This is a genomic window from Paenibacillus sp. FSL E2-0178 (assembly GCF_038593005.1).
GTDB lineage: Bacteria > Bacillota > Bacilli > Paenibacillales > Paenibacillaceae > Paenibacillus_AQ > Paenibacillus_AQ phytohabitans.
Window position 1 is genome coordinate 6630925 of the sequence record NZ_CP151953.1, and the last position, 24433, is coordinate 6655357.

Below are 24433 nucleotides of genomic sequence, written 5' to 3' on the forward strand. Positions count from 1 at the left end.
AATCCCAAAAATAACGGAGGTTATAAAGCGTATGATGGAAGCATCTATGATTACTTTTTTGCTGATCGCGGTTGTCGTGATCATTGTACTAAGCGTCTTCTTCAGCTTCTTCCCGGTCATGCTGTGGGTGTCGGCCTGGGCATCGGGCGTTAGAATCAGCATTATTACACTGGTAGCGATGCGGCTGCGCCGGGTAACGCCAAGCCGGATTGTTAATCCGCTGATTAAGGCTACCAAGGCCGGGCTGGGTCTGAATATCAACCAGCTGGAGAGCCACTACCTGGCCGGAGGGAATGTAGACCGGGTAGTTAATGCGCTGATTGCGGCACAGAGAGCGGATATTCCGCTGGAATTCACGCGTGCTGCGGCCATCGATCTGGCCGGACGCGATGTGCTGCTGGCGGTTCAGATGAGCGTTAACCCGCGGGTTATTGAAACTCCGATTGTTGCGGCTGTGGCCAAGAACGGGATTGAGGTCAAGGTCAAAGCGCGGGTAACCGTCCGGGCCAATATCGACCGTCTCGTCGGCGGTGCCGGTGAAGAAACGATTATTGCCCGTGTCGGCGAGGGGATCGTAACTACAGTGGGCTCCAGTGATTCGCATAAGGATGTGCTGGAGAATCCCGACTCTATCTCGCGGACGGTATTGTCCAAGGGTCTGGACTCTGGTACGGCTTTTGAGATTCTGTCTATAGATATTGCGGATATTGATGTTGGGAAGAATATTGGCGCGTACCTCCAGACCGAGCAGGCAGAGGCGGATAAACGCATCGCCCAGGCCAAAGCCGAGGAACGCAGAGCCATGGCTGTCGCCCACGAGCAGGAAATGAAGGCCAGGGTAGTTGAGATGAAGGCGCTGGTGGTTGAAGCCGAATCCCAGGTTCCGCTGGCGATGGCCGAAGCGCTGCGCTCCGGCAAGCTTGGTGTAATGGACTACATGAACCTCAAAAATATTGAGGCCGACACGCAGATGCGCGGCTCCCTCGGTAAATTAAACGACGGGGACGACAGCAGCCGTCCGCCCCACAAATAAAGGGATGTGATTCCCATGAGCAGCATAATCTACATTGTGGTCATTGCGGTGATCGCGGTCATCAGCAACTGGAACAAAAATAAAGGCAAGTCCGCCCCGCGCGGCGGCATGCCTACCTTTGGCGGCGGGGGCGAAGGCGGTCCGCTGCGCCGCCCCCGTGCTCCCGCCGAGGCAGCGGATAGCGGGCGCCCTGAACGGCCGGACAGCGGATTTCCGGAGCCCGGGGGGCGCCGGGGGAATTCGGGCCGGCCTGATCCCGCGCCGGAAGAGCGGGAATACGATGCTTCGCCGGCGTGGCCGGAGCGGGCAGAGCAGCCTTCGCCTGACTATGAGACAGGCGAAGGGATGTCCATGGAGCAGACCGGCGATATGGACGGTGTGCAGGCGCGGACAGAACGCATGCAGCGGGAGCTGGAGCGGCTGCAGGCGGCTTTTGACGGCGTGGCGGCTGCAGTGCCTTCCACAGGCGCAATGACTGCCGGAGAGGGCGCCAGTCCGTCTCAGGTGGGTACAGGGCAGCATCCGCTGGCGCAGGACCGTGAGGCGCTGCGCAGCGGGCTGGTGTGGGCGGAGATTCTGGGACCGCCCCGTTCCCGGCAGTCGCATGCCTCTGTCCGCAAGGAAGGCTGAACCCCCGGCAGAAGAGCGGCTGCTTTGCACTGCGGTTACCTCTTTGCTCTGCCTGAAAGCTCGGATTTGCTCCTTAAGAGGAGCAGATCCGGGCTTTTTGCCGTGTTTATCCGTGTGCTTATCCTGCAGAATCCGCTGCATCTCCCACTGCCTGGCGGATGGAGCCGCAGGAGCTTCCCGGTACAAATGATGTGAGTTCTTCTCATAAAAAAACGCACTCCCGCATAAGGTGTACAGAAGGCAGGAAGGGGGAGCGTCTATATATGACCCGTATTGGCCGCAGGCTGCGGGGATGGACAAACGGGGTACTGGATCTTCCGCAGGATGTGCTGCAGGAGATGCCCCGGATCACCCTGATCGGCAATAAGGAATTGTATATTGAGAACCACCGCGGCGTGCTGCATTTCTCATCGGAGCAGCTCAGGCTGGCGTTGGCCAAGGGATATCTGGAGATTTCCGGTGAAGGGCTGGTCATCCGCAATATTCTGGGCCAGGAGCTTGCCGTTGAAGGTATTATCGGTGAAATCAGGTATAAGGAAAGTGGGGAAAATCCATGAAAGAGCCGCCTCTGTCATCGCTGCGGGGGTTCGTTACACTGCATGTGACGGGACCGCAGGTGGAGACCTTTATCAACGCTGTAACCGGAGCAGGCATCGTCATCTGGGATGTGAGGCCTGCCGGGGACGGCGCTTCGCTGAACCTGCTGCTGGATGATTTTTTCAGACTCCGTCCGCTCCTAAAGAAGACAGGCTGCCGCATGCATGTTACGGCCCGTAACGGAATTCCTTTCCGGGCGGCCCGCCTGTGGAAGCGGAAGTTTTTTGCCGCAGGACTGCTGATCTTCGGTGTGGGGCTGCTGCTGCTGTCCTCTATGGTATGGAGCATCAAGGTTGAAGGGAATACCCGCATTCCTACCGAGGACATTCTCGAAGCCGCACGCAAGGAGGGGGTGTACCCTTTTCAGTGGATTTGGCAGATGGAAGAGTCGGACAAGCTCTCCAGGGAGCTGACCACCCTTGTTCCGGGGCTGACGTGGGCAGGGTTTCACCGGACGGGGACGAGCATTACGATCCAGGTTGTCGAAGCCGACCGCCCGGAGACTAAGCCGCTACTCAGCCAGCGCCATCTGATCAGCAGGACGGACGCGGTTGTCACTGAAATCTATGCAGAGCAGGGCAGACCTGTGGTGAGCCGCAACTCCCGCGTCAAAAAAGGGGAGATCCTCATCTCCGGAGCGCTGGGGGACGAGGAGAATACAGAGTTTGTAGTAGCCAAAGGCGATGTTAAAGGCCTGGTATGGCATGAATATAATCTTGAGGTGCCCCTCAAAAGAACGGGCAGTTCCTATACAGGAGAACGCAAAGACCGCACGTATCTCGTTCTTGGCAAATGGGCGGTGCAGCTGTGGGGGTACGGGGATTCCGGCTTTGAGAAGTCGCGCACGCTCACGGAGCCCGATATGCTGTCCTGGCGTTCCTTCCAGCTGCCGCTGGGCATGATGACCGAGAAGGAGCTGGAGATTAAATATACCGCTGAAATGCTGACGCCGGAGGCCGCGCGGGAGGAAGGCCTGACGCGGGCCAAGAGTGATATTTTCGCGCGTTACGGTGCTGACAGCGTCATCAAAAGTCAAAAAATTTTGCATGAGAAGAAAGAGAATGGTAAAGTTTATATGAAAGTGCTGTTTGAAGTGGAAGAGAGAATCGCGGAAGAACTTCCGATAGTAAACAATTGAGGAGAATGAGGCTACTTGTCAGAACAGACTGCAAGCATTCGTATATCTTTGCAAAATGCGGGAGAAGCTCAATCCCTGTTCGGCCCGCAGGACGGATTCCTGAAAATTATCGAGAAAGAAATTCCGGCGGTTATCGACTCGCGCGAAGCTGAAGTTACCATACGCGGCGCTGAGCGTGAAGTGGACATGCTGGGCCAGCTGTTCAACGTGCTGCTGTCCCTGGTACGGGGCGGTTACATACTAAGTGAACGCGATGTGCAGTACGCCGTAGAACTGGCGAAGGATTTCCGTGCCGATCAGCTGCTTGACCTGTTCAAAGGTGAAATTACAACAACTTTCCGCGGTAAACCCATCCGCGTCAAAACGATTGGCCAGAAACATTATGTGACAACCATCAAAAAGCGTGATATCGTCTTTGGCATCGGGCCGGCGGGAACAGGCAAGACTTATCTTGCCGTTGTGCTTGCGGTAACGGCGCTCAAGGAAGGCTCCGTCAAGCGCATCGTGCTGACGCGTCCGGCAGTGGAGGCAGGCGAGAACCTGGGCTTCCTTCCCGGTGATTTGCAGGAGAAGGTAGATCCGTATCTGCGGCCGCTCTACGACGCCCTGTACGACGTTATGGGGCCTGATCAGGTAGCTAAGGCGCTGGAGCGCGGGCTGATCGAGATCGCGCCGCTTGCCTATATGCGCGGGCGTACGCTGGAGGATGCTTTTATTATCCTCGACGAAGCCCAGAATACGACACCAGAACAAATGAAAATGTTCCTCACCCGGCTTGGCTTCGGCTCCAAGATGGTCATTACGGGCGATGTTACCCAGATCGATCTGCCGCGCGGCAAGAAGTCAGGGCTGATAGAAGCCAAAGCGATATTATCCGGTATTGAGGAGCTCGGCTTTGTCTATTTTGCAGAACAGGACGTAGTCCGGCATTCCCTGGTGCAGAAAATTATCGTTGCCTATGACCGCTCTGCCGAAAACCTCCAATAAAAAAGGGGATTGTCTTCATGGCCTCAAAGCAACCATCGAAATTAAGCGGATTTGTATATAGCACTAACGGGTGGAAGTATAGCGCGGTCTCGCGCTATGCTCTTTTCCTGTTATTGGGGCTTGTTTTCTACTTCAGCCTGTCCTCTGACCTGCTGCCCAAAAAGTATGATATCAAAGAGGGTACACGCAGTGCCAAGGAAATCACGGCGCCCAAGCAAATCCCGGACACCAATGCCAAGCTGAAAGCCCAGGAAGAAGCGGCCGAGAATGTAACTAACCGGTATGCAATTATACCCATGCGGGCTGAGAATCTAGTAACCCTGCTGCTCGACCGGATTGACCGGCTGAATCAGGATGATACGATTTCGCAAAGCGATAAGACGACGATCTACCGTGAGGAAATTCCGCGGCGGGCCAACGATTTTATTCTTAACTTTGTTGCTGCCAGCAGTAAAGCCGGAACGTATTCGGAGCATCTGCTCGCTGAAATGCAGTCGGTCATCAAGGACCAGGCCTACACTATTCCTGAAGAAACGTATATTAAAATTCCGCGGCTGACCTCCCAGGATATCATTGAGATGAAGCCTGTTGCCCGGGATATTGTCACCAAACTGATGAATGACCAGATTACTGACGCCCAGACCGCGCGTGCTAAGGTGGCCGAGCAGGTCAGTGTCAGTTCGCTGAGCCAGCGGACCGCCCGTGAGGTTGTGCAGGAGCTGGTGCGGCTGGTCATTACAAGCAACAAGTTCTACGACGAGGATGCGACCAAGGAAGCAAAGGTGCAGGCCCGCCAGAATACACCTGATGTATTCATTGAGCAGGGGGATGTACTGGTCGCCAAGAACCAGGAGATTACTCCGGAGCTGTATGCCCTGCTGGACGAGAACGGTCTGTTGAGCAAAGAAGTCAACTACTGGCCGCAATTCGGGCTGCTGCTGCTCTCCGTGCTGCTGTCTTTTGGCCTGATGACATTCATCCGTTATAACGGCGGGACCTCCGGTTTCAAGTATAATAACTCCCAGCTGCTCATGCTGGTGCTGGTGTTTATAATTACAATTATTATGATGAAGCTGGCGGCATTCCTGCAGACGGATGTCCGGACGTATATAGGCTTCCTGGCTCCTGTAGCGATAGGCGCGATGCTGATCTCCATGCTGCTGGATATGACCTTGGCCTATTTCTGTTCCATTCTGTTCAGCGTTCTTGCCAGTATTATTCTGAATGTGCAGCAGAACACCGTATTTGATTTCACTTTCGGCTTCTTTGCACTTATTGTGAGCTATGTGGCCATTTTCTCCACTCACCGGGCAGGACAGCGCTCTACCCTCCTGAAGGGCGGTATTATGGTCTCCCTGTTCGGCTGCCTGACGGTAGCTATACTGACCATGCTGGGCGGAGGCGTATGGAATGAGACACAGACGCTGTATTCCATCGGGTTCGCGTTTGCAAGCGGCCTGCTGACTGCCGTGCTGGTAATCGGCCTGATGCCATTCTTCGAAGCTACGTTCGGCATCCTGTCGGCGCTGAAGCTCGTCGAACTGTCTAACCCGAATCATCCGCTGCTGCGCAAGCTGCTTACGGAGACACCGGGAACGTACCATCACAGTGTTATGGTCGGGAATCTATCTGAGGCTGCGGCTGAAGCGATCGGTGCAGACGGCCTGCTGTGCCGGGTGGGTTCGTATTATCATGATATCGGCAAGACGAAACGGCCGTTCTATTTCATTGAGAACCAGAACAATATGGAGAATCCGCATGATTCGATTGAGCCGAAGCTGAGCAAATCCATCATTGTGGCCCACGCCCGTGACGGGGTGGAGATGCAGAAGGAGTACAAGCTGCCGAAGCCGATCCGCGATATCGCGGAGCAGCATCACGGCACAACATTCCTGCATTATTTTTATCATAAAGCACTGAAGATTGCAGAGGAGAAGGGTGTGGAGCCCGACTTCACGGAGGAGGACTTCCGTTATCCGGGACCGAAGGCACAGTCGAAGGAATCTGCAGTGGTCGGTATCGCCGACAGTGTGGAGGCCGCGGTCCGCTCCCTCCGCAAGCCTACCGTTGTGCAGGTAGAAACGATGATCGAGAAGATTATCAAAAGCCGGCTGGATGACCATCAGTTTGATGAATGCGACCTGACCATCAAAGAGCTGGACATTATTGCACGGACACTTAAAGAGACTGTAATGGGCATTTTCCATTCCCGGATTGAGTATCCCGAGGATGTGCGCAAGCCCAAAAAAGAGGAAGGGGCCATCAAAAATGAGCCTGAGCGTCGTTTGGAGCAATGAACAGGAAGAGCATGAGATTAACAGCGAGCTGATCGCCCTGCTGGAGATTATTCTGCAGAAAGCGGGCAGCGCTGAAGGAATTGATGAGGGGGAAGTGGATCTTACCTTCGTTAATAACGAACGCATCCATGAGCTGAACCTGGAATACCGGGGAATCGACCGTCCAACGGACGTGCTGTCCTTCGCGATGAATGAGACCGGAGAAGATGAGCCGGAAATTATATATGCTGTGCCCGCTGGTGAGGGCGAGGAGCTGGAGGAAGTACCTAACGTGCTTGGAGATATCATTATCTCCGTAACGCGTGCGCAAGAGCAGGCGCTGGAATATGGACATTCGCTGGAGCGCGAGCTGGGCTTCCTGTTCGTCCACGGTTTCCTGCATTTGCTGGGATATGACCATCAGGATCCGGAATCTGAGGCCGAGATGATGTCTAAGCAGGAGAATGTTCTGGCTCAGGTCGGGTTGACACGCTAATGGTCAAGAACACGGCGGTCGGCCACAAAAAATTCTGGCATTCTTTTCGCTTTGCGGCTCATGGCATTGCTGCGGCTTTCCGGTCGGAGCTGAATATGAAGGTGCACAGCGGCCTTGCTGTTATAGTGTTGGCCGCCGCCGCTGCATTCAGGCTCCCCCTGTCAAGCTGGATGCTGCTGCTTCTGGCGATTACGCTGGTGCTGACCGCCGAGCTGCTGAATACGGCGATTGAAGCGACGATTGACCTGGTGTCGCCGGAGATTCATCCCTTGGCCAAGAAGGCCAAAGATACCGCCGCAGGAGCTGTACTGCTTACGGCGGTGTTTGCTGTTATTACGGGAATCTATGTTTTTTATCATCCCGTGATGGACTGGATCACAAGTCTTATGTCATAATCAGTTTACAACTTCAGCTTAGGGAGAGGCGGATCCGCTTTGTGCGCTCCGTCATCTTTACTTAGAACCACAATACCAGGTCATGTTTAAGCGGCCGGTAGTGTACGAAGAATAATGGATGCGGTGTATGCTTATAAAGCAGGGTTTTAGACGAAGAATAATCGAAGCAGTGTATGCTCGCAAAACTAAGGTTATGCTTACGAAGTGAGTTTTGTACGGAGAATAATCGAAGTAGGATATTATGCTCACAAAACTAGGTCCATGCTTACGAAGTGAGTTTTATTTCGAAGGAAATTCAATGAAGAGAATGCTCAATAAAACTAAGGTTATGCTTACGAAGTGAGTTTTGTAAGAAGACTAATCAGAGAAGTATATGCTCACAAAACTTTTAGGAGGACAACTATGGATTCTGCTCTACTTCTTCAGGAAGCGATCAAGGCAAGAGCCAATGCATATATACCTTATTCCCGTTTCGGAGTCGGTGCTGCGCTGCTGGATCAGGACGGGAATGTTCACCACGGCTGTAATATTGAGAATGCTGCCTACGGACCGACCAACTGCGGGGAACGGACCGCTATGTTTCGTGCGATTGCGGACGGGCATAAGCCGGGTACCTTCCGGGCTATCGCTGTAGTCGCGGATACGGACGGACCTGTCTCGCCTTGCGGCGTCTGCCGCCAGGTAATGGTTGAACTGTGCGGCCCTGATATGCCGGTCATTCTCGGCAACCTGAAGGGCGACATCGTGGAGACTACCGTGCGCGACCTGCTGCCCGGCGCTTTCGGTCCTGCGGATCTGGAGCAGGGTCAGGCTCCGGAGTAGCAGCAAGACAGGTGAAGTATTTAGTTGGGTTAATTATGCCTGTGATCATAGTTTAATTGTATTTTGTACAATTAAACTCCCGCTAACTTCGCTAAACTTCGATATAACTGCAAAAAGTACAACTATATTTGCTAGTTTGTCCGAAAACAGCCTCTAATTCAGGAAATAGTTGTATGAAATACATTTAAACCTGTAGAGTCTCTGATTCTAAACAGAATAAGTGTACAAAATACAACTAAGTTTGTTTTAGAGGGTTCAAGTATGGTTTAGGTGTTCAAGTAACCAGTCTTTTTCGCGCCCAGTATAGCGTGTCAGTCACTTATTGCGCCACAGTCAAGCGTGTTCCCGCAGGGAACGTAAGCGCTCCTGCTCCAACTCCGCTTTCCCCGTGCCGAACGCTCTGCCCACGCCAATTCCGGGTGTCCAGAGGGCCGGGGCCCTTGGGGTCCCCCTTGGCTAAGGGGGAATTAGGGGATCGAAAAGATGTGGAATATTGTCTTGACCAAGCTTTGGGTTGTTCAAGTAACCAGTTTTTTTCGCGCCGCAGTATAGCGTGTCAGTCACTTATTGCGCCACAGTAAAGCGTGTTCCCGCAGGGAACGTAAGCGCTCCGGCTCCAACTCCGCTTTCCCCATGCCGGACGCTGTGCCCACGCCAATTCCGGGTGTCCAGAGGGCCGGGGCCCTTGGGGTCCCCCTTGGCTAAGGGGGAATTAGGGGGATCGAAACGCTTTTGACCTAGTATCAAGGTTTCCAGATTGACCAAGTTGTAAGATAAATAGGAGGATTTTATGAAATTTAAATCAGGGTTTGTCGCCATTATCGGCAGACCGAACGTAGGCAAATCGACACTTATGAACCAGGTGATTGGCCAGAAGATCGCCATTATGTCGGACAAGCCGCAGACCACCAGAAACAAAATTCACGGGGTATATACAGCCAATAATTCGCAGATCGTATTCCTGGACACACCGGGTATCCATAAAAGACAGTCGAAGCTGGGCGATTACATGAACCAGACGGCGATGAGCACCCTGCATGAAGTGGAGGCTGTGTTGTTCCTGGTTGATGCTTCAGAGGGGATGGGCGGCGGTGACCGTTATATCGCGGAACAGCTCAACTCCATCAAGACGCCGGTCATTCTCGTGATGAACAAGATTGACAAGATCGAGCCGGAAGCCCTGCTTCCGATGATTACCGAATACAACAAGCTGCATGAGTTCGCCGAGATCGTGCCGATTTCTGCCAAAATGGGCAGCAATGTCAATACGCTGCTGGAGCAGGTACAGAAGTATCTGCCGGAAGGCCCGCAATATTATCCGGACGACCAGATTACCGATCACCCGGAGCAATTCGTCTGTGCGGAGCTGATCCGCGAGAAGATTCTGCATCTGACCCGCGAAGAGGTGCCGCATTCCATTGCGGTGGCGATTGAGGACATGAGCGTTGAACCGAATGGCGTAGTGCATATTTCAGCGGTTATTTTTGTGGAGCGCGATTCCCAGAAGGGGATCATTATCGGCAAGCAGGGTGCCCTGCTGAAGGAAGTCGGACGGCGTGCGCGAACGGATATTGAGAACCTGCTGGGTTCGAAGATTTTCCTGGAACTATGGGTAAAAGTGAAAAAAGACTGGCGCAATCAGGACCGCGTACTGCGGGATTTGGGCTTCCATAAAGACCAATAAACCTTCCCTCCGCTTCTACTTGGCAGGAATTGCAAGGATAGATCCCCCAGCTTCGTACATCCTACTTCTGAAGAGACATCGTGTTTCCGAAGAAAGGATGAATACGAATGCGGAACTTTTCGTGGAAGTATTTTGCAATGACTGGAGATGTCGATGCTTATTTGCTGTACAGAGAAGCTGGAGATTCGCCGGAGAGCAGCGGACCGCTGCCGGCGGAGGAAGAGATGGTCATTGATGAAGAAGCACAATAAGGACTGGTTGCTTGCCGAGTGGTTGGGAGAAGAGGCATGCTATACAGGGTGGAAGGGATCGTCATCCGCAGCATGGACTACGGCGAAGGGAACGCAATTATTACGCTTTGCACCGAGAACGCCGGTAAAGTAGGTGTTCTGGTACGGGGCGCTAAGAAGGTGAAAAGCCGCCATGCTGCCCTGATCCAGTTGTTCACAACAGGAGAATTTGTATTTTTCCGTAACAATGGCGGACTGGGAACACTGAATGCCGGGGAGATCACGAAGTCCCATCATCCGCTGCGTGAGGATCTTGTCAAAGCGGCGTATGCATCCTATGCCTGCGAGCTGCTTGACCGGGTACTGCATGATGAAGAGACGGGAAGCTTTTGGTTCCGTCAATTAAGCGCCTGCCTGAATGCACTTGAAGAAGACAAAGAGCCCGGCATCATCATAAATGTTTTTGAAATGAAAGTGCTGCAGGCGGCAGGCTACGGCCCGCAGCTGGATACCTGTGTAGTCTGCGATATGGACAAGCCGGATGAGGAGCTTAGAATCAGTCCGCGTCTTGGCGGTGTAATCTGCCGCAGCTGCCGGCATAATGATCCTCCCGCGATGGAGATTTCTCCGCGTGCCCTGAAGCTGCTGCGTCTATTCGCGCTACTTGATCTGACCAGACTTGGCAATGTGGATGTGAAGCCTGAGACACGCGCAGAGCTTAAGGCCATTATGCGGGCATTTATGGATATGCAGCTGGGGCTCCGGCTGAAATCGCAGAGTTTCCTCGATCAGCTTGATAAATACAATATTTGACGAAATGCGAATTATCCGTTACTATAAGTTCAGTTTCTTTTTACAGCAATTTATAGGAATGCCGTGATTGCTCCAGACATGGAGAGAGTGCAGCGATCGGGAAAGTAATGAATCGATTTGTCGCTTCAGCGAGCCGGGGATAGTGGAAGCCTGGCAGGACAACGTTCATGAACATGGCGCCCGGGAGTACGGAAGCGGCAGAATGAAAAGTGGATTTCGCGTAGCGTAATCAAGTAGGGTGGAACCGCGGGAGAAGAATTCAGGCTCTCGTCCCTATGTCTGTTAATCAGGCATGGGGGCGGGAGCTTTTTTGCCTTGTGGCGGACTTATGAAGGATATACTCTCCATAACCTGCCGCAGGGATACAGAAAGAAGCCGGTGACCGCCTCCATCGCGCAGCAGCAAGAGCCAGTCATAAGTAAAGAGGCAGTACACACTTGTAAAGCGAAGGAGTCGGTAGTATGAACTTTCAGCAGATGATTCTGACACTGCAGCAGTTCTGGGCAGCCCAGAACTGTATTCTCGTCCAGCCGTATGATACGGAAAAAGGGGCGGGCACGATGAATCCGATGACCTTTTTGCGGTCACTCGGTCCGGAGCCCTGGAAGGTCGCTTATGTCGAGCCTTCACGCCGTCCGTCAGACGGCCGTTACGGGGAGAACCCGAACCGCCTGTACCAGCATCACCAGTTCCAAGTCATCATCAAGCCGTCCCCGGACAATATTCAGGAGCTGTATCTGGATAGCTTGAAGGCACTGGGCGTAGATCCCCTGCTGCATGACGTGCGGTTTGTCGAAGACAACTGGGAGAATCCGTCACTGGGCTGTGCAGGCCTCGGCTGGGAAGTGTGGCTGGACGGAATGGAAATTACGCAATTTACCTACTTCCAGCAGGTAGGGGGAATTGAAGCCAGCCCGGTAGCGGTGGAGATTACTTACGGTATGGAGCGTCTTGCCTCCTACATTCAGGATAAGGAAAATGTATTCGACCTGGAATGGGTAGACGGAATGACTTACGGTGATGTGTTCCATCAGCCGGAGGTGGAGCATTCCACGTATACTTTTGAAGTTTCCGATGTCAAAATGCTGTTCACCCTGTTCAACACCTACGAAGAGGAAGCGCGCAGAGCGATGGAGAACCATTTGGTTTTCCCCGCCTATGACTATGTGCTGAAATGCTCGCACACCTTCAACCTTCTGGATGCGCGCGGAGCGATCAGTGTAACCGAACGTACGGGGTTCATCACAAGAGTGCGTAATCTTGCCCGCACCGTAGCGGCAACATATCTGGAGGAACGCGAGAAGCTCGGCTTCCCGCTGCTGAAGAAAGAAGGTGCTGACCTTGTCTAAAGACATTTTGTTCGAGATCGGTCTCGAGGAAATTCCGGCCCGCTTCATCCGCGCCGCCATGGAACAGTTGAAGGATAGAACAGCCAAATGGCTCGAAGCCTCGCGGATCAGCCATAATGGCGTTTGCGCATATGCAACCCCGCGCCGTCTTGCTGTACTGGTGAAGGATGCTGCTGAGCGGCAGGAAGATGTGAGTGATGAAGTCAAAGGCCCGTCACGCAAAATCGCTCTGGACGCCAGCGGCGAGTGGAGCAAGGCGGCACTTGGTTTTGCCCGCAGCCAGGGCGTTGCACCGGAGCAATTTACGTTCAAGGAACTGGCCGGCGTAGAATATATCTATGTAACCAAGAGCAGCACCGGGATCGAAACGGCCTCCCTGCTCTCTGAGGGGCTAACAGGTATTGTCAATGCTATGACTTTCCCGAAAAATATGCGCTGGGGCGCTTATGATTTCAAATTTGTCCGGCCAATCCGCTGGATGGTCGCGCTCTTTGGCCAGGAGATTATTGACCTTACGATTACTGGAGTCAAAACCGGCAATGTGAGCCGCGGCCACCGTTTTCTTGGGAAAGAGACAGTTATCGCTGAACCTGACCTGTATGTCGAAGCTCTGCGCAGCCAGCATGTGCTCGTAGATGTGAAAGAAAGAGAAGAGCTGATCCTCAGCGGAATCAACAAGCTCGCCGAAGAGAAGAGCTGGAAGATTGCGATTAAGGAAGATCTGCTCGAAGAGGTGCTGTTCCTGGTAGAAACACCGACCGTCCTGTTCGGTACATTCGACCCCGCTTTCCTGAACATCCCGCAGGATGTGCTGATTACTTCCATGCGCGAGCATCAGCGTTACTTCCCGGTGTTCGGCGAAGACGGCAAGCTTCTTCCGTTCTTCGTAACTGTCCGTAACGGGAATGCCGTATCGCTGGACGTGATCGCCAAGGGTAACGAGAAGGTGCTCCGCGCCCGGCTTCAGGACGCCAAGTTCTTTTATGAAGAGGATCAGAAGCTGCAGATTAACGATGCGCTGGCCAAGCTGGAGAATATCGTGTATCACGAAGAGCTGGGCAGTGTAGGAGATAAAGTACGCCGTATCCGTGCCATCGCTGACCGTCTGGCTGTGAAGCTTGCACTGCCGGCGAGTACTGCGGCTGAAGTCAGCCGGACTGCAGATATCTGTAAGTTCGACCTGGTTACGCAAATGGTGGGCGAGTTCCCTGAGCTGCAGGGTACGATGGGTGAGGATTATGCCCGCAAGGCCGGCGAAGCTGACAATGTATCCAAAGCGATCTTCGAGCACTATCAGCCGCGTTTCGCAGGGGATGCTGTTCCTTCAACGGAGGCAGGTCTGGTAGTTAGCCTTGCCGATAAAATCGATACGATTGTAGGGTGTTTCTCGATTGGGATCATCCCGACCGGTTCCCAGGACCCTTATGCGCTGCGCCGGCAGGCGGCAGGAATTGTGCAAATGGTGCTGGAGCATCAGCTCAGTATCAGTTTGCAGGAAATTTTCGCTGCAGCGCTGGAAGTTCATGAAAGTTTACGTTCAGAGAAACATTTCACCCCTGAACTGCGTATAAACCTTTACGAGTTCTTTGGTCTGCGCGTCAAACGCCTATTATCCGACAACAATGTCCGCTATGATGTTGTGGATGCAGCTACTGCTGCCGGTTTCGATGATATCGTTGACGTGGTAGGCAGAAGTCTTGCGCTTATGAATGCAGTAACAGACGTAGCTGATTTCAAAATCACTGTGGATTCCCTGACCCGCGTCAGCAATCTGGCGGCCAAAGCAGCCGAAGGAACGGTAATCGATCCTTCTCTGCTCAAAGAAGAAGCCGAACAGAAGCTGTATCAGACTTGGCAGAGTATTCATGATCCTTACCGTGAAGCCTTGACTGCCTTGCATGCTGCAGAAGCACTGCAGATTCTGTCGGGGCTGAAGGATGCCGTTACCGGATTCTTCGATTCCGTTATGGTCATGGCTGAAGACGAGGCGGTTCGCGCTAACCGTCTGGCACTCTTGTCCGGCATTAACGCGGATTCCAGATTATTTGCCGATTTCGGCAAGCTGGTGTGGTAATCAAGGGCTGGAAATTCAATTAATGTTTGTGACTTATGGTATAGATTGAGGGTTTAGGGTATAAATATACGGAACGGTGCCAATGCGTAAGTTGACATTCGTTCCGTATTTATGCTTTACAAAGAAGGATTTCTGCCAAGCGGAGCGTATATATATTACACGGGAATTTGGTGAGAATCATGGTAAGATCCCAGGAAAGAAAGATTGTCGTTGATGGGGATGCTTGTCCGGTCAAACAGGAGATTAATACCGTGGCCCGCAGCTTTGGCATACCGGTGCTGATGGTTTCTTCTTACGATCATGTGCTCAAAGCTGAAGAAGGTGTCACGGTTGTCCAGGTGGACCGCGGAGCTGACAGTGCCGATTTGTATATCGCCAATCATATTTCTGCGGGAGATGTCGTAATTACGCAGGATTATGGGCTTGCGGCGCTGGCGCTGGGCAAACGCTGCAGGGTGCTCTCGAACCGGGGGCAGGAGTATGAGGATTCCAAAATGGATTTTATGCTGGAGGGCAGGCATGCCCGGGCGGTAGAGCGCAGGCGAGGCCACTACTCCAAGGGTCCAAAAGCGATTACCGCAGAGGAAAAAATTTATTTTCAACATAAACTGACAAAACTTTTAACTTTTTTGCAGGAGAATGTACAGCTGTAGCGAATTATATTTATTTGTTAAGAGATGAAGGTGGCTAATGTGGCTAGCGGACACGGTAATATTCCGGAAGAGGTTATCGAAAGCGTGCTGGCGCGGCATGATATTGTCGATACAGTCGGTAAGGTTGTCCATTTGTCCAAGCAGGGGAAATATTTATGGGGCCTCTGCCCGTTCCATTCGGAGAAATCCCCTTCCTTCACCGTCACCCCTGACCGGGGAGTATTTCATTGCTTTGGCTGCGGTATGGGCGGAAATGCCATCAAGTTCAGGATGGAGATCGAAGGATTATCCTTTCCCGAAGCAGTCAGAATAATGGCGGAAGAAAGTGATATACCCGTGCCCGAGGGCAGAGGGGGAGCGCTCGCTCCACCCGATCCAGAGCGGGACCGGCTGATTCAGGCGTATGATTTATCGGCAAAGTATTATCATTATCTGCTGAAGAACACGGAATACGGCACAGCCGCCATGGATTATTTAAGAACCCGGGGTTTCAGCGATAGAATGATTGACCAGTTTCAAATTGGCTATGCGCCGGACCGTTGGGATACACTGCTGCAGTTTCTGGAGAAACGGAGCTTTGATCTCGCCGAGATGGAGAAGGGCGGACTGCTGTCTGCCCGGGGGGAAGGCAAGGGTTATCTGGACCGTTTCCGCGGCCGGGTCATTTTTCCGATTGCTAACCGCATGGGCAAGACCATCGCCTTTGCCGGAAGAATATTCGGCGAAGGGCAGCCGAAATACCTGAATTCCCCGGAGAGCCGGTTATTCAACAAAAGCCGGATCCTGTACAATTTGCACCAGGCCAAAGCATCCATCCGCAAAACGCGGCAAATCGTCCTGTTCGAGGGATACGGTGATGTCATTTCGGCTTGGGATGCAGGTGTGCATAACGGGGTGGCGACCATGGGTACATCGCTCACCGAGGGCCATGTGGCGCTGATGAAAAGCCTGGGGGATGAGATTGTTCTCTCCTATGACGGAGATAAGGCGGGACAAGCTGCCGCACTTAAGGCCATTCCGCTGCTTGAAGAAAGCGGGCTGAGAGTTAAGGTTGCGCTGCTCCCGAGCGGTCTGGACCCCGATGAATTCATCAACCGGCATGGCGGGGACAGATTCAGGGAACAGGTGATTGACTCCGCCGTATCATCCATAAAATTTAAGCTTATATATCTGAAAAAAAACCATATACTCCTAGAGGAAGACGGCAAAATTGCCTATGTCAAGGAGGCTCTGGAGATTATTGCCGGACTCCATTCTTCGACGGAGCGTGAGGTATATCTGAGGGAAATCGCCTCCGAGCTGGAGTTGTCCTATGACAGCTTGAAGCAGGATTGCAATTTACTTCGGGCGTCCATGCAAAAAAACATTCCCGAAGGGGATAATAACGACAAAAGGTGGAATAATGGTAGGCATAAAAAAGGGCAAGTGCAGACACCTACGCTGCTGCCTGCTTACCATGTTGCGGAACGGCGCCTTTTATCCCTGATGATTCAAGATCCGGAAGCGGCGGCCTATGTGGGCGAACGCCTCGGGGAAGATTTCAATATTGATGATCATGCGGCAATTGCCGCTTATCTATATGCCTATTATGCGCAAGGCAAACCACCCGGCATCAGCCGGTTTCTATCATCGCTTCAGGATGACCGTCTGGAGAAGACCGCTACGGCAATCTCCATGATGGATACTCCTCCGGACTGGAATACCCAGGTTCTGGACGATTGTATTCGTGAAGTGCAGAAGTATCCTCTGCAGCGCAAAATAGAACCCAAGCGTGAAGAGATGATTCAGGCGGAAAAATCCGGTGACTTTTTGCGTGCAGCACAAATAGCAAGTGAAATTTTAGCCCTAGAGAGACAATGAGACATTGACAGGATGTACCTAGGGAGGAGGGAGTCGAATTATGGCGAACGATCAGCATACTGAACTGGAAGCGGAATTTACTCTGGATCAGGTTAAGGATCAGCTTATTGATCATGGTAAGAAAAGATCATCATTGAACTACAAAGATATTATGGAGAAATTATCGCCGTTTGATCAAGACCCCGAGCAGATGGAGGAATTCTACGAGCAGCTGAGCGATCTGGGGATCGAAGTTGTGAATGAGAATGATGAAGAGGTCAACAGCCTCCGTCCAAGTGAGGATAATGAGGACAAAGACAGTGATGATTTCAGCTTCGACGACGATCTGTCGCTGCCTCCGGGCATCAAGATCAACGACCCCGTCCGGATGTATCTGAAGGAAATCGGGCGTGTTCCGCTGTTATCGGCTGACGATGAAGTGGAACTGGCAATGAGAATCAAGAATGGTGACGAGGAAGCGAAGCGGAGACTTGCCGAAGCGAACCTGCGGCTCGTAGTCAGTATCGCCAAACGTTATGTCGGACGCGGCATGCTGTTCCTGGACTTGATTCAGGAAGGCAACATGGGTCTGATCAAGGCCGTTGAGAAATTTGACCACAATAAAGGCTTCAAATTCAGTACCTATGCTACCTGGTGGATTCGCCAGGCGATTACCCGTGCGATTGCTGACCAGGCACGGACGATCCGTATTCCTGTGCACATGGTGGAAACCATCAACAAATTGATCCGGGTCTCCCGCCAATTGCTGCAGGAGCTGGGACGTGAGCCTTCGCCGGAAGAGATTGCGGCTGAGATGGAACTGACCGTTGAGAAGGTTCGGGAAATCATGAAGATTGCCCAGGAGCCGGTATCACTGGAGACACCAATCGGTGAGGAAGATGATTCGCATCTGGGAGATTTCATTGAGGATCAGGAGGCGCTTGCGCCTGCGGATGCAGCGGCTTATGAGCTGCTGAAGGAACAGCTGGAGGATGTGCTGGACACGCTCACTGAGCGTGAAGAGAACGTGCTTCGCCTGCGCTTCGGACTGGATGACGGACGGACGAGAACCCTCGAAGAAGTGGGTAAGGTGTTCGGTGTTACCCGCGAGCGTATCCGCCAGATTGAAGCCAAAGCACTGCGCAAGCTGCGTCACCCGAGCCGCAGTAAGCGGTTGAAGGATTTCCTCGAATAGACGTATAAGGCCGGACCTTCTGCTGCACGGTGGCAGGAGGTCCTTTGTGTATATTCTGGGGCCCCCGCAAAGTACCTGAGTCATCATCGAAGCTAAAGCCCCACTTTGCGGGGGGTTATGTAACAGGCCGGAGGCAAGATCTGGAAAGAGGGATGAGCCGTTGAATTTGGAGAAACGTGACACTATTTTAAGAGAAATTCAGTACTGGAGAAGAAGCAAGCTGCTGCCGGAGCAATATTGTGACTTCCTGACCAACCTGTATGATGATCAAGCAGAAATTAAGGATAGCAATCCGGTGTCGCTGCGGAATCTCCAGCAGGGAAGCATCAAAATATGGCTGTTTGGTTTTGGAATAATTTCCTTGATTTTCTTGATTAGTCTTTATTTTAGCGTTTTTCCCTGGCCTTTGCAACTTGCCACGGCGCTCTGTGTATTAATTGTATGTTATGGCTACTCTGCTATTTATCAGGACCGCAACAAGATGATCAGTCTGGTGCTGGCTGGAATCGGTAGCGTGTTAACCCTTGGGTTCGGGCTATGGTTAATTGCTTTGCATGATCTGGATCCGGACTTTTGGAGACCTTTGCTGATCGCAACCTGCGGTCTTCTATGGTGTGTACTTGGCTTCTTTTTGCGTATCGGACTCCTTCATTTTTGCGGTTTTTCTTTTTGGGCCCTGCTGTATGCCGGATTCTTCGGCCAGGCGCGGCCGGATGCTTCCATTCTCATGCTGGAACTGCTCTGGCTTCCGCTCTGTGTGCTGATGATCTGGCTAAGCTGGCTTTTGTATCACCGGGTTAGCGGGGTCTCGGGTGTGTACCTGGGCGTCGGCGTTTCACTCTGGCTGATGCCGGAAATCGATGCGCTGTGGCTCAGATCGGGATTCCCGGAATGGACTTCGCTTGTATTAATACTGAAGATCGCTGCTGGCTTAGCGCTGCTGTTCATCTTCAGAAAAAAATGGATAACGTGGGTGGCCTCATGAACAATGTAAAATTATCAGACCGGCTTCAGCTTTTGCTGGAGCAGGTACCGGAAGGAAGCAGGCTTGCTGACATTGGTTCGGATCACGCCTTGCTGCCTGTAGCTGCAGTTGAGAGCGGGCGTGTGCCTTCCGCAATTGCGGGGGAAGTAAACCTGGGACCATATGAAGCAGCAGGCAGAGGCGTAGCCGAAGCAGGCCTCAGCAAGCAGATTGCTGTACGGCGTGGAGACGGACTGGAAGTGCTGGAGCCGGGGGAAGCAGACTGCATCACAATTGCCGGCATGGGCGGATCGCTAATCGCCGCCATTCTTGAACGCGGCCGGCAACTGGGTAAGCTGGCAGGGGTGAAGACACTTGCGCTGCAGCCGAATGTGGGCGAGGATATTCTGCGCCGCTGGCTGCTTGGTAACGGCTGGGTGCTGATCTCGGAGCATATTTTGGAGGAAGACGGCAAAACTTATGAGATCCTGACAGCGGTCCCTGAAGGCACTGAAGCTGGCCGGACGAATGAACAGCTGTACCGGGAACAAGAGCTCGCCGGCGGCAAGGTGGCCCTTGATCAGGGTCTGCTGCTGCAGATGGGTCCTTGGCTGCTGCAAGCGCCGAATGAAGTGTTCATGGCGAAGTGGCAGGGGGAAATCTCTAAGCTGGAAGGTATCCTGACCTCATTGTCGCGTTCAGAGCTGGAGGCGGCAGAAGAGAAGCGCAGTAAGATCAGTGCACAGATTAAGCGGATAGCGGAGGTGCTGGAATGTTTGCCAAAGGACAGACTGTAATAGGATATATGGAGCAGCTTGCCCCGAAGCATCTGGCGGAGGAATGGGATAATGTAGGGCTTCAGCTGGGTAGTCTGCAGAAGGAGATAACCGGCGTGCTGGTCGCGCTGGATGTTAACGACAGTGTCGTGGACGAAGCGATTGCCCAAGGCTGCAATCTGATCATCGCGCATCACGCGATTATTTTCCGGCCGGTCAAAGGCATTCTTACAGATACTCCCATGGGCCGGCTGTATGAGAAGCTGATCAAAAACGACATTGCCGTCTATATCAGCCATACCAATCTGGATGTGGCCGAAGGCGGAATGAACGACTGGATGGCGGAAGCGCTGGGGATTGAGAACGGCGCACCGATCAAGGATATTCATACGGAGCAATTGTCCAAGCTCGTTGTATTTGTGCCGAAGGATCACCATCAGAAGGTACTGGATGCGATTCTGAATGCCGGTGCGGGCTGGATCGGCAATTACAGCCATTGCAGCTTCAACATTGAAGGCTATGGCACCTTCATTCCGCAGGAGGGGACAGACCCTTATATCGGCAAGCAAGGCAAGCTGGAGCGGGCTGAAGAGATCCGCATTGAGACCATTGTGCCGCAACCGATCCGGAACAAAGTTGTGCAGGCGATGCTGAAGGCTCATCCGTATGAAGAGGTGGCTTATGATCTCTATTCCATGGACCTCAAGGGCCGCAGCCTCGGCCTCGGAAGAGTGGGTAAGCTTAAGGAGCCGACCACACTGGGAGAATTCGTGGAGACCGTTAAGAGCGGTCTGGATGTCGGCCATGTGCGGGTCGTCGGCGATCTGAACCGTCCTATCCGCAAGGCAGCTGTGATGGGCGGATCTGGTGCCAAGTATTACAGCAGTGCCATCTTCAAAGGAGCGGATGTGCTGGTGACGGGTGATATCGATTACCATACGGCACAGGATGCACACCTGGCAGGCATCGCACTGATCGATCCCGGGCATAACGCGGAGAAGATCATGAAGGGGAAAGTAGCGGAATTTCTTGCCGGTAAGCTGACGGAGCATAAGTGCAGTACTGTGGTGCATGCCTCCAAGCTGAACACCGAGCCTTTTAATTTCCTCTAAGCTTGCTGGGCTGCAATTATTTACACTTGTGTCCGCTGGTCCAAGTCTGTATAATATACAATGTTGTTCCGGAAAGTTTGACAGACAATCGCCGGTGTGCGTGAGAACGCCGCGGGAGGAAAGTCCGGGCTCCATAAGGCAGGATGCTGGATAACGTCCAGTCGGCGCGAGCCGAAGGATAGTGCCACAGAAATGGACCGCCGATGGCTGCTTTAGGGCAGCACAGGCAAGGATGGAACCGAGGTGTAAGAGACCCCGAGGAACGCTGGTGACTTCGTTCCTGGTAAACCCCATCTGGAGCAAGACCTAATGAGACGCAGCGTCTTCCCTAACCGGGAGAAGCAGCCTTCGCCTGAGGCGTGTCTAGGTTGGTCGCTGGAGCTGTGCAGTAATGTATGGCCTAGATAGATGATTGTCGCTTATGGTGGGAGGGTAGTTCCCGTTTGAACCACAACGAGCACAGAACCCGGCTTACGGCAAACTTTCCTAACTGACAACGAAAATAAGCACTGTGCGGTAACTCAATACACATACAGACATTAAGACGGCGGCCTCCTCAGGGGGCCGCCTTTTGTATACAGTTATAGGTAACATCCGGGGGACTGGCTACATAGGAAGCAAGCGCTCCTCATACCGGGACATGGCTGTCTCCAGCCGCTGCACCGCAAGCGGCAGCAGCTCCGGCCGCGTATGGGTGAAGTTGAGGCGCATCGCATTCTTCAGCGGATGTTCTGAGTAGAACACCTCGCCGGGAACGAAGGCGACGCCTTGCTCTACGGCGAGCGGGAGCAGCTCAGCGGTATGGATGCGGCCGGGCAGGGTCAGCCACAGGAACATGCCGCCGCGCGGCTCAAGGAAGCTGGCCCCCTCCCAGTTCCGCGAGGAGAGCTCAGCCGAGAGCAGCTTCATCCGTGACTGATATTCACGGGAGATCACTCGGATATGGCCCTCAAGGTCAAAACTCTGCAGAAGCTCATGCAGAGCGCGCTGATCAATGGCGCTGGAATGCAGATCGGCAGCCTGCTTGGCTTTGGCAACGACACGAATCAGTTCCAGGGGCCCGGTGATCCAGCCGGTGCGCAGTCCGGGTGCAACGATTTTGGAGAACGTACCGGTGTAGACCACACAGGAATCCCCGTCCATACTTCTGTCAATGGCGGCGAGCGCAGGCGGATATGCTCCCGGTGTCTCGTCGAAGGCAATCTCGCCGTACGGATTGTCCTCCAATATCAGCACACCGTATTTCCTGCATAGCCCTACAACTTGTTCACGGCGTTCTTTGCTCCAGGTCGCACCTGAGGGATTGTTGAACGTAGAGACGGCATACAGGAGCTTAGGCCGGTGCGTACGGAGCTGTTCTTCGAGATGCTCAGGCAGCATGCCTTGTTCATCGCTGTCCACTACGCGGATGTCTGCACGGTACGAGCCCAGTACCTGCAGGGCAGCCAGGTAAGTCGGGGCTTCCACCAGTACGGCATCACCCGGATCAATAAGTATTCTGCAGAGCAGATCTATAGCCTGCTGGGAACCGGTGGTGAGGAGCATTTCCTGTGCGGACACCGGAATACCCTGCTGTCCCAATCTTGCAGCGACCGCTTCACGCAGCGGAAGGTATCCTTCGGTTAAGCCGTATTGCAGCGCTGAAACATCACTGGAGAGTACACGGCTATAGGCATCGCGGACAGCCTCTACAGGGAACAGCTCCTCAGCAGGCAGGCCGCCCGCCAGCGAGATAATATCTTTGCCCTGCGTAATTTTGAGAATGTCACGGACAGCTGAGGACCCCAGGTGGTTCGTCATCTCAGCATAATTGATCTTCATGGTTCATGCTCCCCGCTAATCTGAATTTTGTTGTATCATAACGGTATAGCAGTATAACAGTAAAGCGCTAAATATAACAGTCAGGGGGAAACGGGATGCGTATTGATTTACTCCGCAGCGGCACTAAATCTCTGCCGCAGCAGATCAGTGAGACAATCGCCCAGCGGATCACTTCCGGACTTCTCCAGCCGGGGAGTAAGCTGCCTTCCGTAAGAGGCCTGGCCTCCTCCTTAAAGGTAAGCCAGGTAACCGTCAGCAAGGCTTATGCTGATCTGGAAACCCGCGGCCATATTGTCTGCAGCCAGGGCAAAGGCTGTTATGTAGCGGAGCGGCAGCGGAATTTGCCCGATACTTCAGCCGGATGGCAGGACAGTTATGACGACTACCTGCCGCGGGCACAGCTGTGGCGCAACTTCAATTATTCGGAAGTGAAATATCCCTTCCATCTGGCAGCGATACACAGCAGCCTCCTTCCGCTTGAACCGATTGGCGCCACTATGGCGGCTCTGGTACAAGAAGAGCCGGAGCTGATGGCCTCCTACGGGAATTTCCAGGGGGATCAGGAGCTGCGGGAGGTGATGCGCAGGCATCTGCAGAGCCGGGGCATAGCGATTGGGTCCAATGACTTAATGATTACCAGCGGTTCGCAGCAGGGAATCGATCTGGTGGCCCGGACCTTCGTTGGTCCCGGGGACACCGTGTATCTGGAGGCACCCAGCTATACGGGGGCCATTGATGTTTTTGCCGGACGGGGGGCAGAGATGATCTTCGTTCCGATGGATGAGCAAGGGATGCGGGTGGACAGGCTTACTGCAATGTGTGACCGCAGACCGCCGAAGCTCATCTATACGAATCCTACCTTTCAGAATCCCAGCGGCGCTACGATGAGCATAACAAGAAGACAGCGGCTGCTGGAGCTTGCCCGCAGTTACCGCTGTCTCATTGTGGAGGATGATCCGTTCAGTGATCTGTATTTCCATCAGCCGCCCCCGCCGTCGATCAAATCGATGGATGGCGCCGGGCATGTAGTCTATATGAAGAGCTTCAGCAAAGTGCTCGCGCCCGGATGCCGGATCGCCTGCGTTGCCGCTGAAGGCAATATCCTGTCCAGGCTGATTGCCGCCAAGTCGTCGAGTGACCTGGGCAGCCCGCTGCTGACCCAGCGGGCGGTATTGCCGTTCATCGACCGCAGGTATGAGGCCTACGCGGCGAAGCTGCGGACCGCCCTGCACCTTCGCAAGGAAGCGGCGGTGATGCTTCTGAAGCAGTATGCCCCGGCCGGAGTCAGCTGGACGCTGCCTGAGGGCGGCCTGAACCTATGGCTGCAGCTGCCCCAATCCCCCGGGATTGACAAGCTGCATGCGCTGGCTGATCAGGAAGGGATATCCTTCCTGCCCGGAGATGTCTGTTATGCCGGAGACACGCCTTCCCGCCATATCCGGCTCTGTTATTCGCAGCTTACGCAAGAAGACATGGAGCGCGGGCTCAGACAGTTCCTGCATCTGCTGGACCGGCATCTGCGTTCAATCCGCCAATAAGCCTTCCCGCG

General features: G+C 53.4%; 22 protein-coding genes and 1 other RNA gene. 22 read left to right on the plus strand and 1 reads right to left on the minus strand.

Annotation, left to right across the window (positions count from 1 at the left end; all coding sequences use genetic code 11):
* Positions 1–31: 31 nt before the first annotated feature.
* The 21 genes from floA (at position 32) to rnpB (ending at position 21552) form a co-directional block, all read left to right on the plus strand.
* The gene (gene floA, locus MHI42_RS28730) at positions 32–1033 is read left to right on the plus strand and encodes a flotillin-like protein FloA (protein ID WP_039310446.1); all 1002 of its coding nucleotides are present in this window, start codon (positions 32–34) and stop codon (positions 1031–1033) included.
* A 15-nt stretch (positions 1034–1048) separates the two neighbouring features.
* Positions 1049–1663, plus strand: a complete 615-nt coding sequence (locus MHI42_RS28735) for a hypothetical protein (protein WP_342421379.1) — start codon at positions 1049–1051, stop codon at positions 1661–1663.
* Between the two features lie 263 nt (positions 1664–1926).
* On the plus strand, positions 1927–2220 hold the full coding sequence (yqfC, locus tag MHI42_RS28740; protein ID WP_039304110.1) for a sporulation protein YqfC: 294 nt from the start codon (positions 1927–1929) through the stop codon (positions 2218–2220).
* Entirely contained in the window at positions 2217–3398 is a 1182-nt protein-coding gene (gene yqfD, locus MHI42_RS28745; protein WP_342421380.1) for a sporulation protein YqfD, read from the plus strand. The genes yqfC and yqfD overlap by 4 nt, the downstream gene beginning before the upstream one ends.
* Before the next feature lie 15 nt (positions 3399–3413).
* A complete protein-coding gene (locus tag MHI42_RS28750) occupies positions 3414–4385 on the plus strand; it encodes a PhoH family protein (protein WP_039304117.1) in 972 nt (323 codons plus the stop codon).
* Between the two features lie 17 nt (positions 4386–4402).
* On the plus strand, positions 4403–6682 hold the full coding sequence (locus MHI42_RS28755; RefSeq protein WP_340985742.1) for an HDIG domain-containing metalloprotein: 2280 nt from the start codon (positions 4403–4405) through the stop codon (positions 6680–6682).
* Positions 6654–7157 carry an rRNA maturation RNase YbeY gene (gene ybeY, locus MHI42_RS28760; protein WP_342421381.1) on the plus strand — a complete coding sequence of 168 codons (504 nt, stop codon included), beginning with the start codon at positions 6654–6656 and terminating at the stop codon, positions 7155–7157. Before MHI42_RS28755 ends, ybeY begins: the two co-directional genes overlap by 29 nt.
* Positions 7157–7552, plus strand: a complete 396-nt coding sequence (locus MHI42_RS28765; protein WP_042216793.1) for a diacylglycerol kinase family protein — start codon at positions 7157–7159, stop codon at positions 7550–7552. Before ybeY ends, MHI42_RS28765 begins: the two co-directional genes overlap by 1 nt.
* A 360-nt stretch (positions 7553–7912) precedes the next feature.
* Positions 7913–8374, plus strand: coding sequence for a cytidine deaminase (locus MHI42_RS28770; RefSeq protein WP_331281734.1), 462 nt, complete (start codon positions 7913–7915; stop codon positions 8372–8374).
* Positions 8375–9164: 790 nt separating this feature from the next.
* The gene (gene era / locus MHI42_RS28775) at positions 9165–10058 is read left to right on the plus strand and encodes a GTPase Era (protein ID WP_039304132.1); all 894 of its coding nucleotides are present in this window, start codon (positions 9165–9167) and stop codon (positions 10056–10058) included.
* 107 nt (positions 10059–10165) lie between these two features.
* On the plus strand, positions 10166–10309 hold the full coding sequence (locus tag MHI42_RS28780) for a YqzL family protein (RefSeq protein WP_081972193.1): 144 nt from the start codon (positions 10166–10168) through the stop codon (positions 10307–10309).
* A gap of 36 nt (positions 10310–10345) precedes the next feature.
* The gene (gene recO, locus MHI42_RS28785) at positions 10346–11101 is read left to right on the plus strand and encodes a DNA repair protein RecO (RefSeq protein WP_076244088.1); all 756 of its coding nucleotides are present in this window, start codon (positions 10346–10348) and stop codon (positions 11099–11101) included.
* A 461-nt stretch (positions 11102–11562) separates the two neighbouring features.
* Positions 11563–12450 carry a glycine--tRNA ligase subunit alpha gene (glyQ, locus tag MHI42_RS28790; RefSeq protein WP_039304138.1) on the plus strand — a complete coding sequence of 296 codons (888 nt, stop codon included), beginning with the start codon at positions 11563–11565 and terminating at the stop codon, positions 12448–12450.
* Entirely contained in the window at positions 12443–14524 is a 2082-nt protein-coding gene (gene glyS / locus MHI42_RS28795; protein ID WP_342421382.1) for a glycine--tRNA ligase subunit beta, read from the plus strand. The genes glyQ and glyS overlap by 8 nt, the downstream gene beginning before the upstream one ends.
* Before the next feature lie 179 nt (positions 14525–14703).
* A complete protein-coding gene (locus MHI42_RS28800; protein ID WP_039304144.1) occupies positions 14704–15177 on the plus strand; it encodes a DUF188 domain-containing protein in 474 nt (157 codons plus the stop codon).
* 24 nt (positions 15178–15201) lie between these two features.
* Positions 15202–17037, plus strand: a complete 1836-nt coding sequence (gene dnaG / locus MHI42_RS28805) for a DNA primase (RefSeq protein ID WP_342421383.1) — start codon at positions 15202–15204, stop codon at positions 17035–17037.
* Between the two features lie 40 nt (positions 17038–17077).
* The gene (gene rpoD / locus MHI42_RS28810) at positions 17078–18211 is read left to right on the plus strand and encodes an RNA polymerase sigma factor RpoD (protein WP_039304147.1); all 1134 of its coding nucleotides are present in this window, start codon (positions 17078–17080) and stop codon (positions 18209–18211) included.
* 160 nt (positions 18212–18371) lie between these two features.
* Positions 18372–19196 (plus strand): hypothetical protein, encoded by an 825-nt coding sequence (locus MHI42_RS28815; RefSeq protein ID WP_342421384.1) that lies wholly within the window; start codon positions 18372–18374, stop codon positions 19194–19196.
* Positions 19172–19972, plus strand: a complete 801-nt coding sequence (locus MHI42_RS28820) for a class I SAM-dependent methyltransferase (protein ID WP_342421385.1) — start codon at positions 19172–19174, stop codon at positions 19970–19972. The genes MHI42_RS28815 and MHI42_RS28820 overlap by 25 nt, the downstream gene beginning before the upstream one ends.
* Positions 19948–21063, plus strand: a complete 1116-nt coding sequence (locus tag MHI42_RS28825; RefSeq protein WP_342421386.1) for a Nif3-like dinuclear metal center hexameric protein — start codon at positions 19948–19950, stop codon at positions 21061–21063. Before MHI42_RS28820 ends, MHI42_RS28825 begins: the two co-directional genes overlap by 25 nt.
* Positions 21064–21135: 72 nt before the next feature.
* Positions 21136–21552: RNase P RNA component class A (gene rnpB, locus MHI42_RS28830), an RNA gene on the plus strand.
* Between the two features lie 117 nt (positions 21553–21669).
* On the opposite strand, the gene MHI42_RS28835 is transcribed toward rnpB, so the two are convergent.
* Positions 21670–22884: a PLP-dependent aminotransferase family protein gene (locus MHI42_RS28835; protein ID WP_342421387.1), complete on the minus strand. Its 1215-nt coding sequence runs from the start codon at positions 22882–22884 to the stop codon at positions 21670–21672.
* A gap of 95 nt (positions 22885–22979) precedes the next feature.
* On the opposite strand from MHI42_RS28835, the gene MHI42_RS28840 reads away from it, so the two are divergent.
* On the plus strand, positions 22980–24422 hold the full coding sequence (locus MHI42_RS28840) for a PLP-dependent aminotransferase family protein (RefSeq protein WP_342421388.1): 1443 nt from the start codon (positions 22980–22982) through the stop codon (positions 24420–24422).
* Positions 24423–24433: the final 11 nt, after the last annotated feature.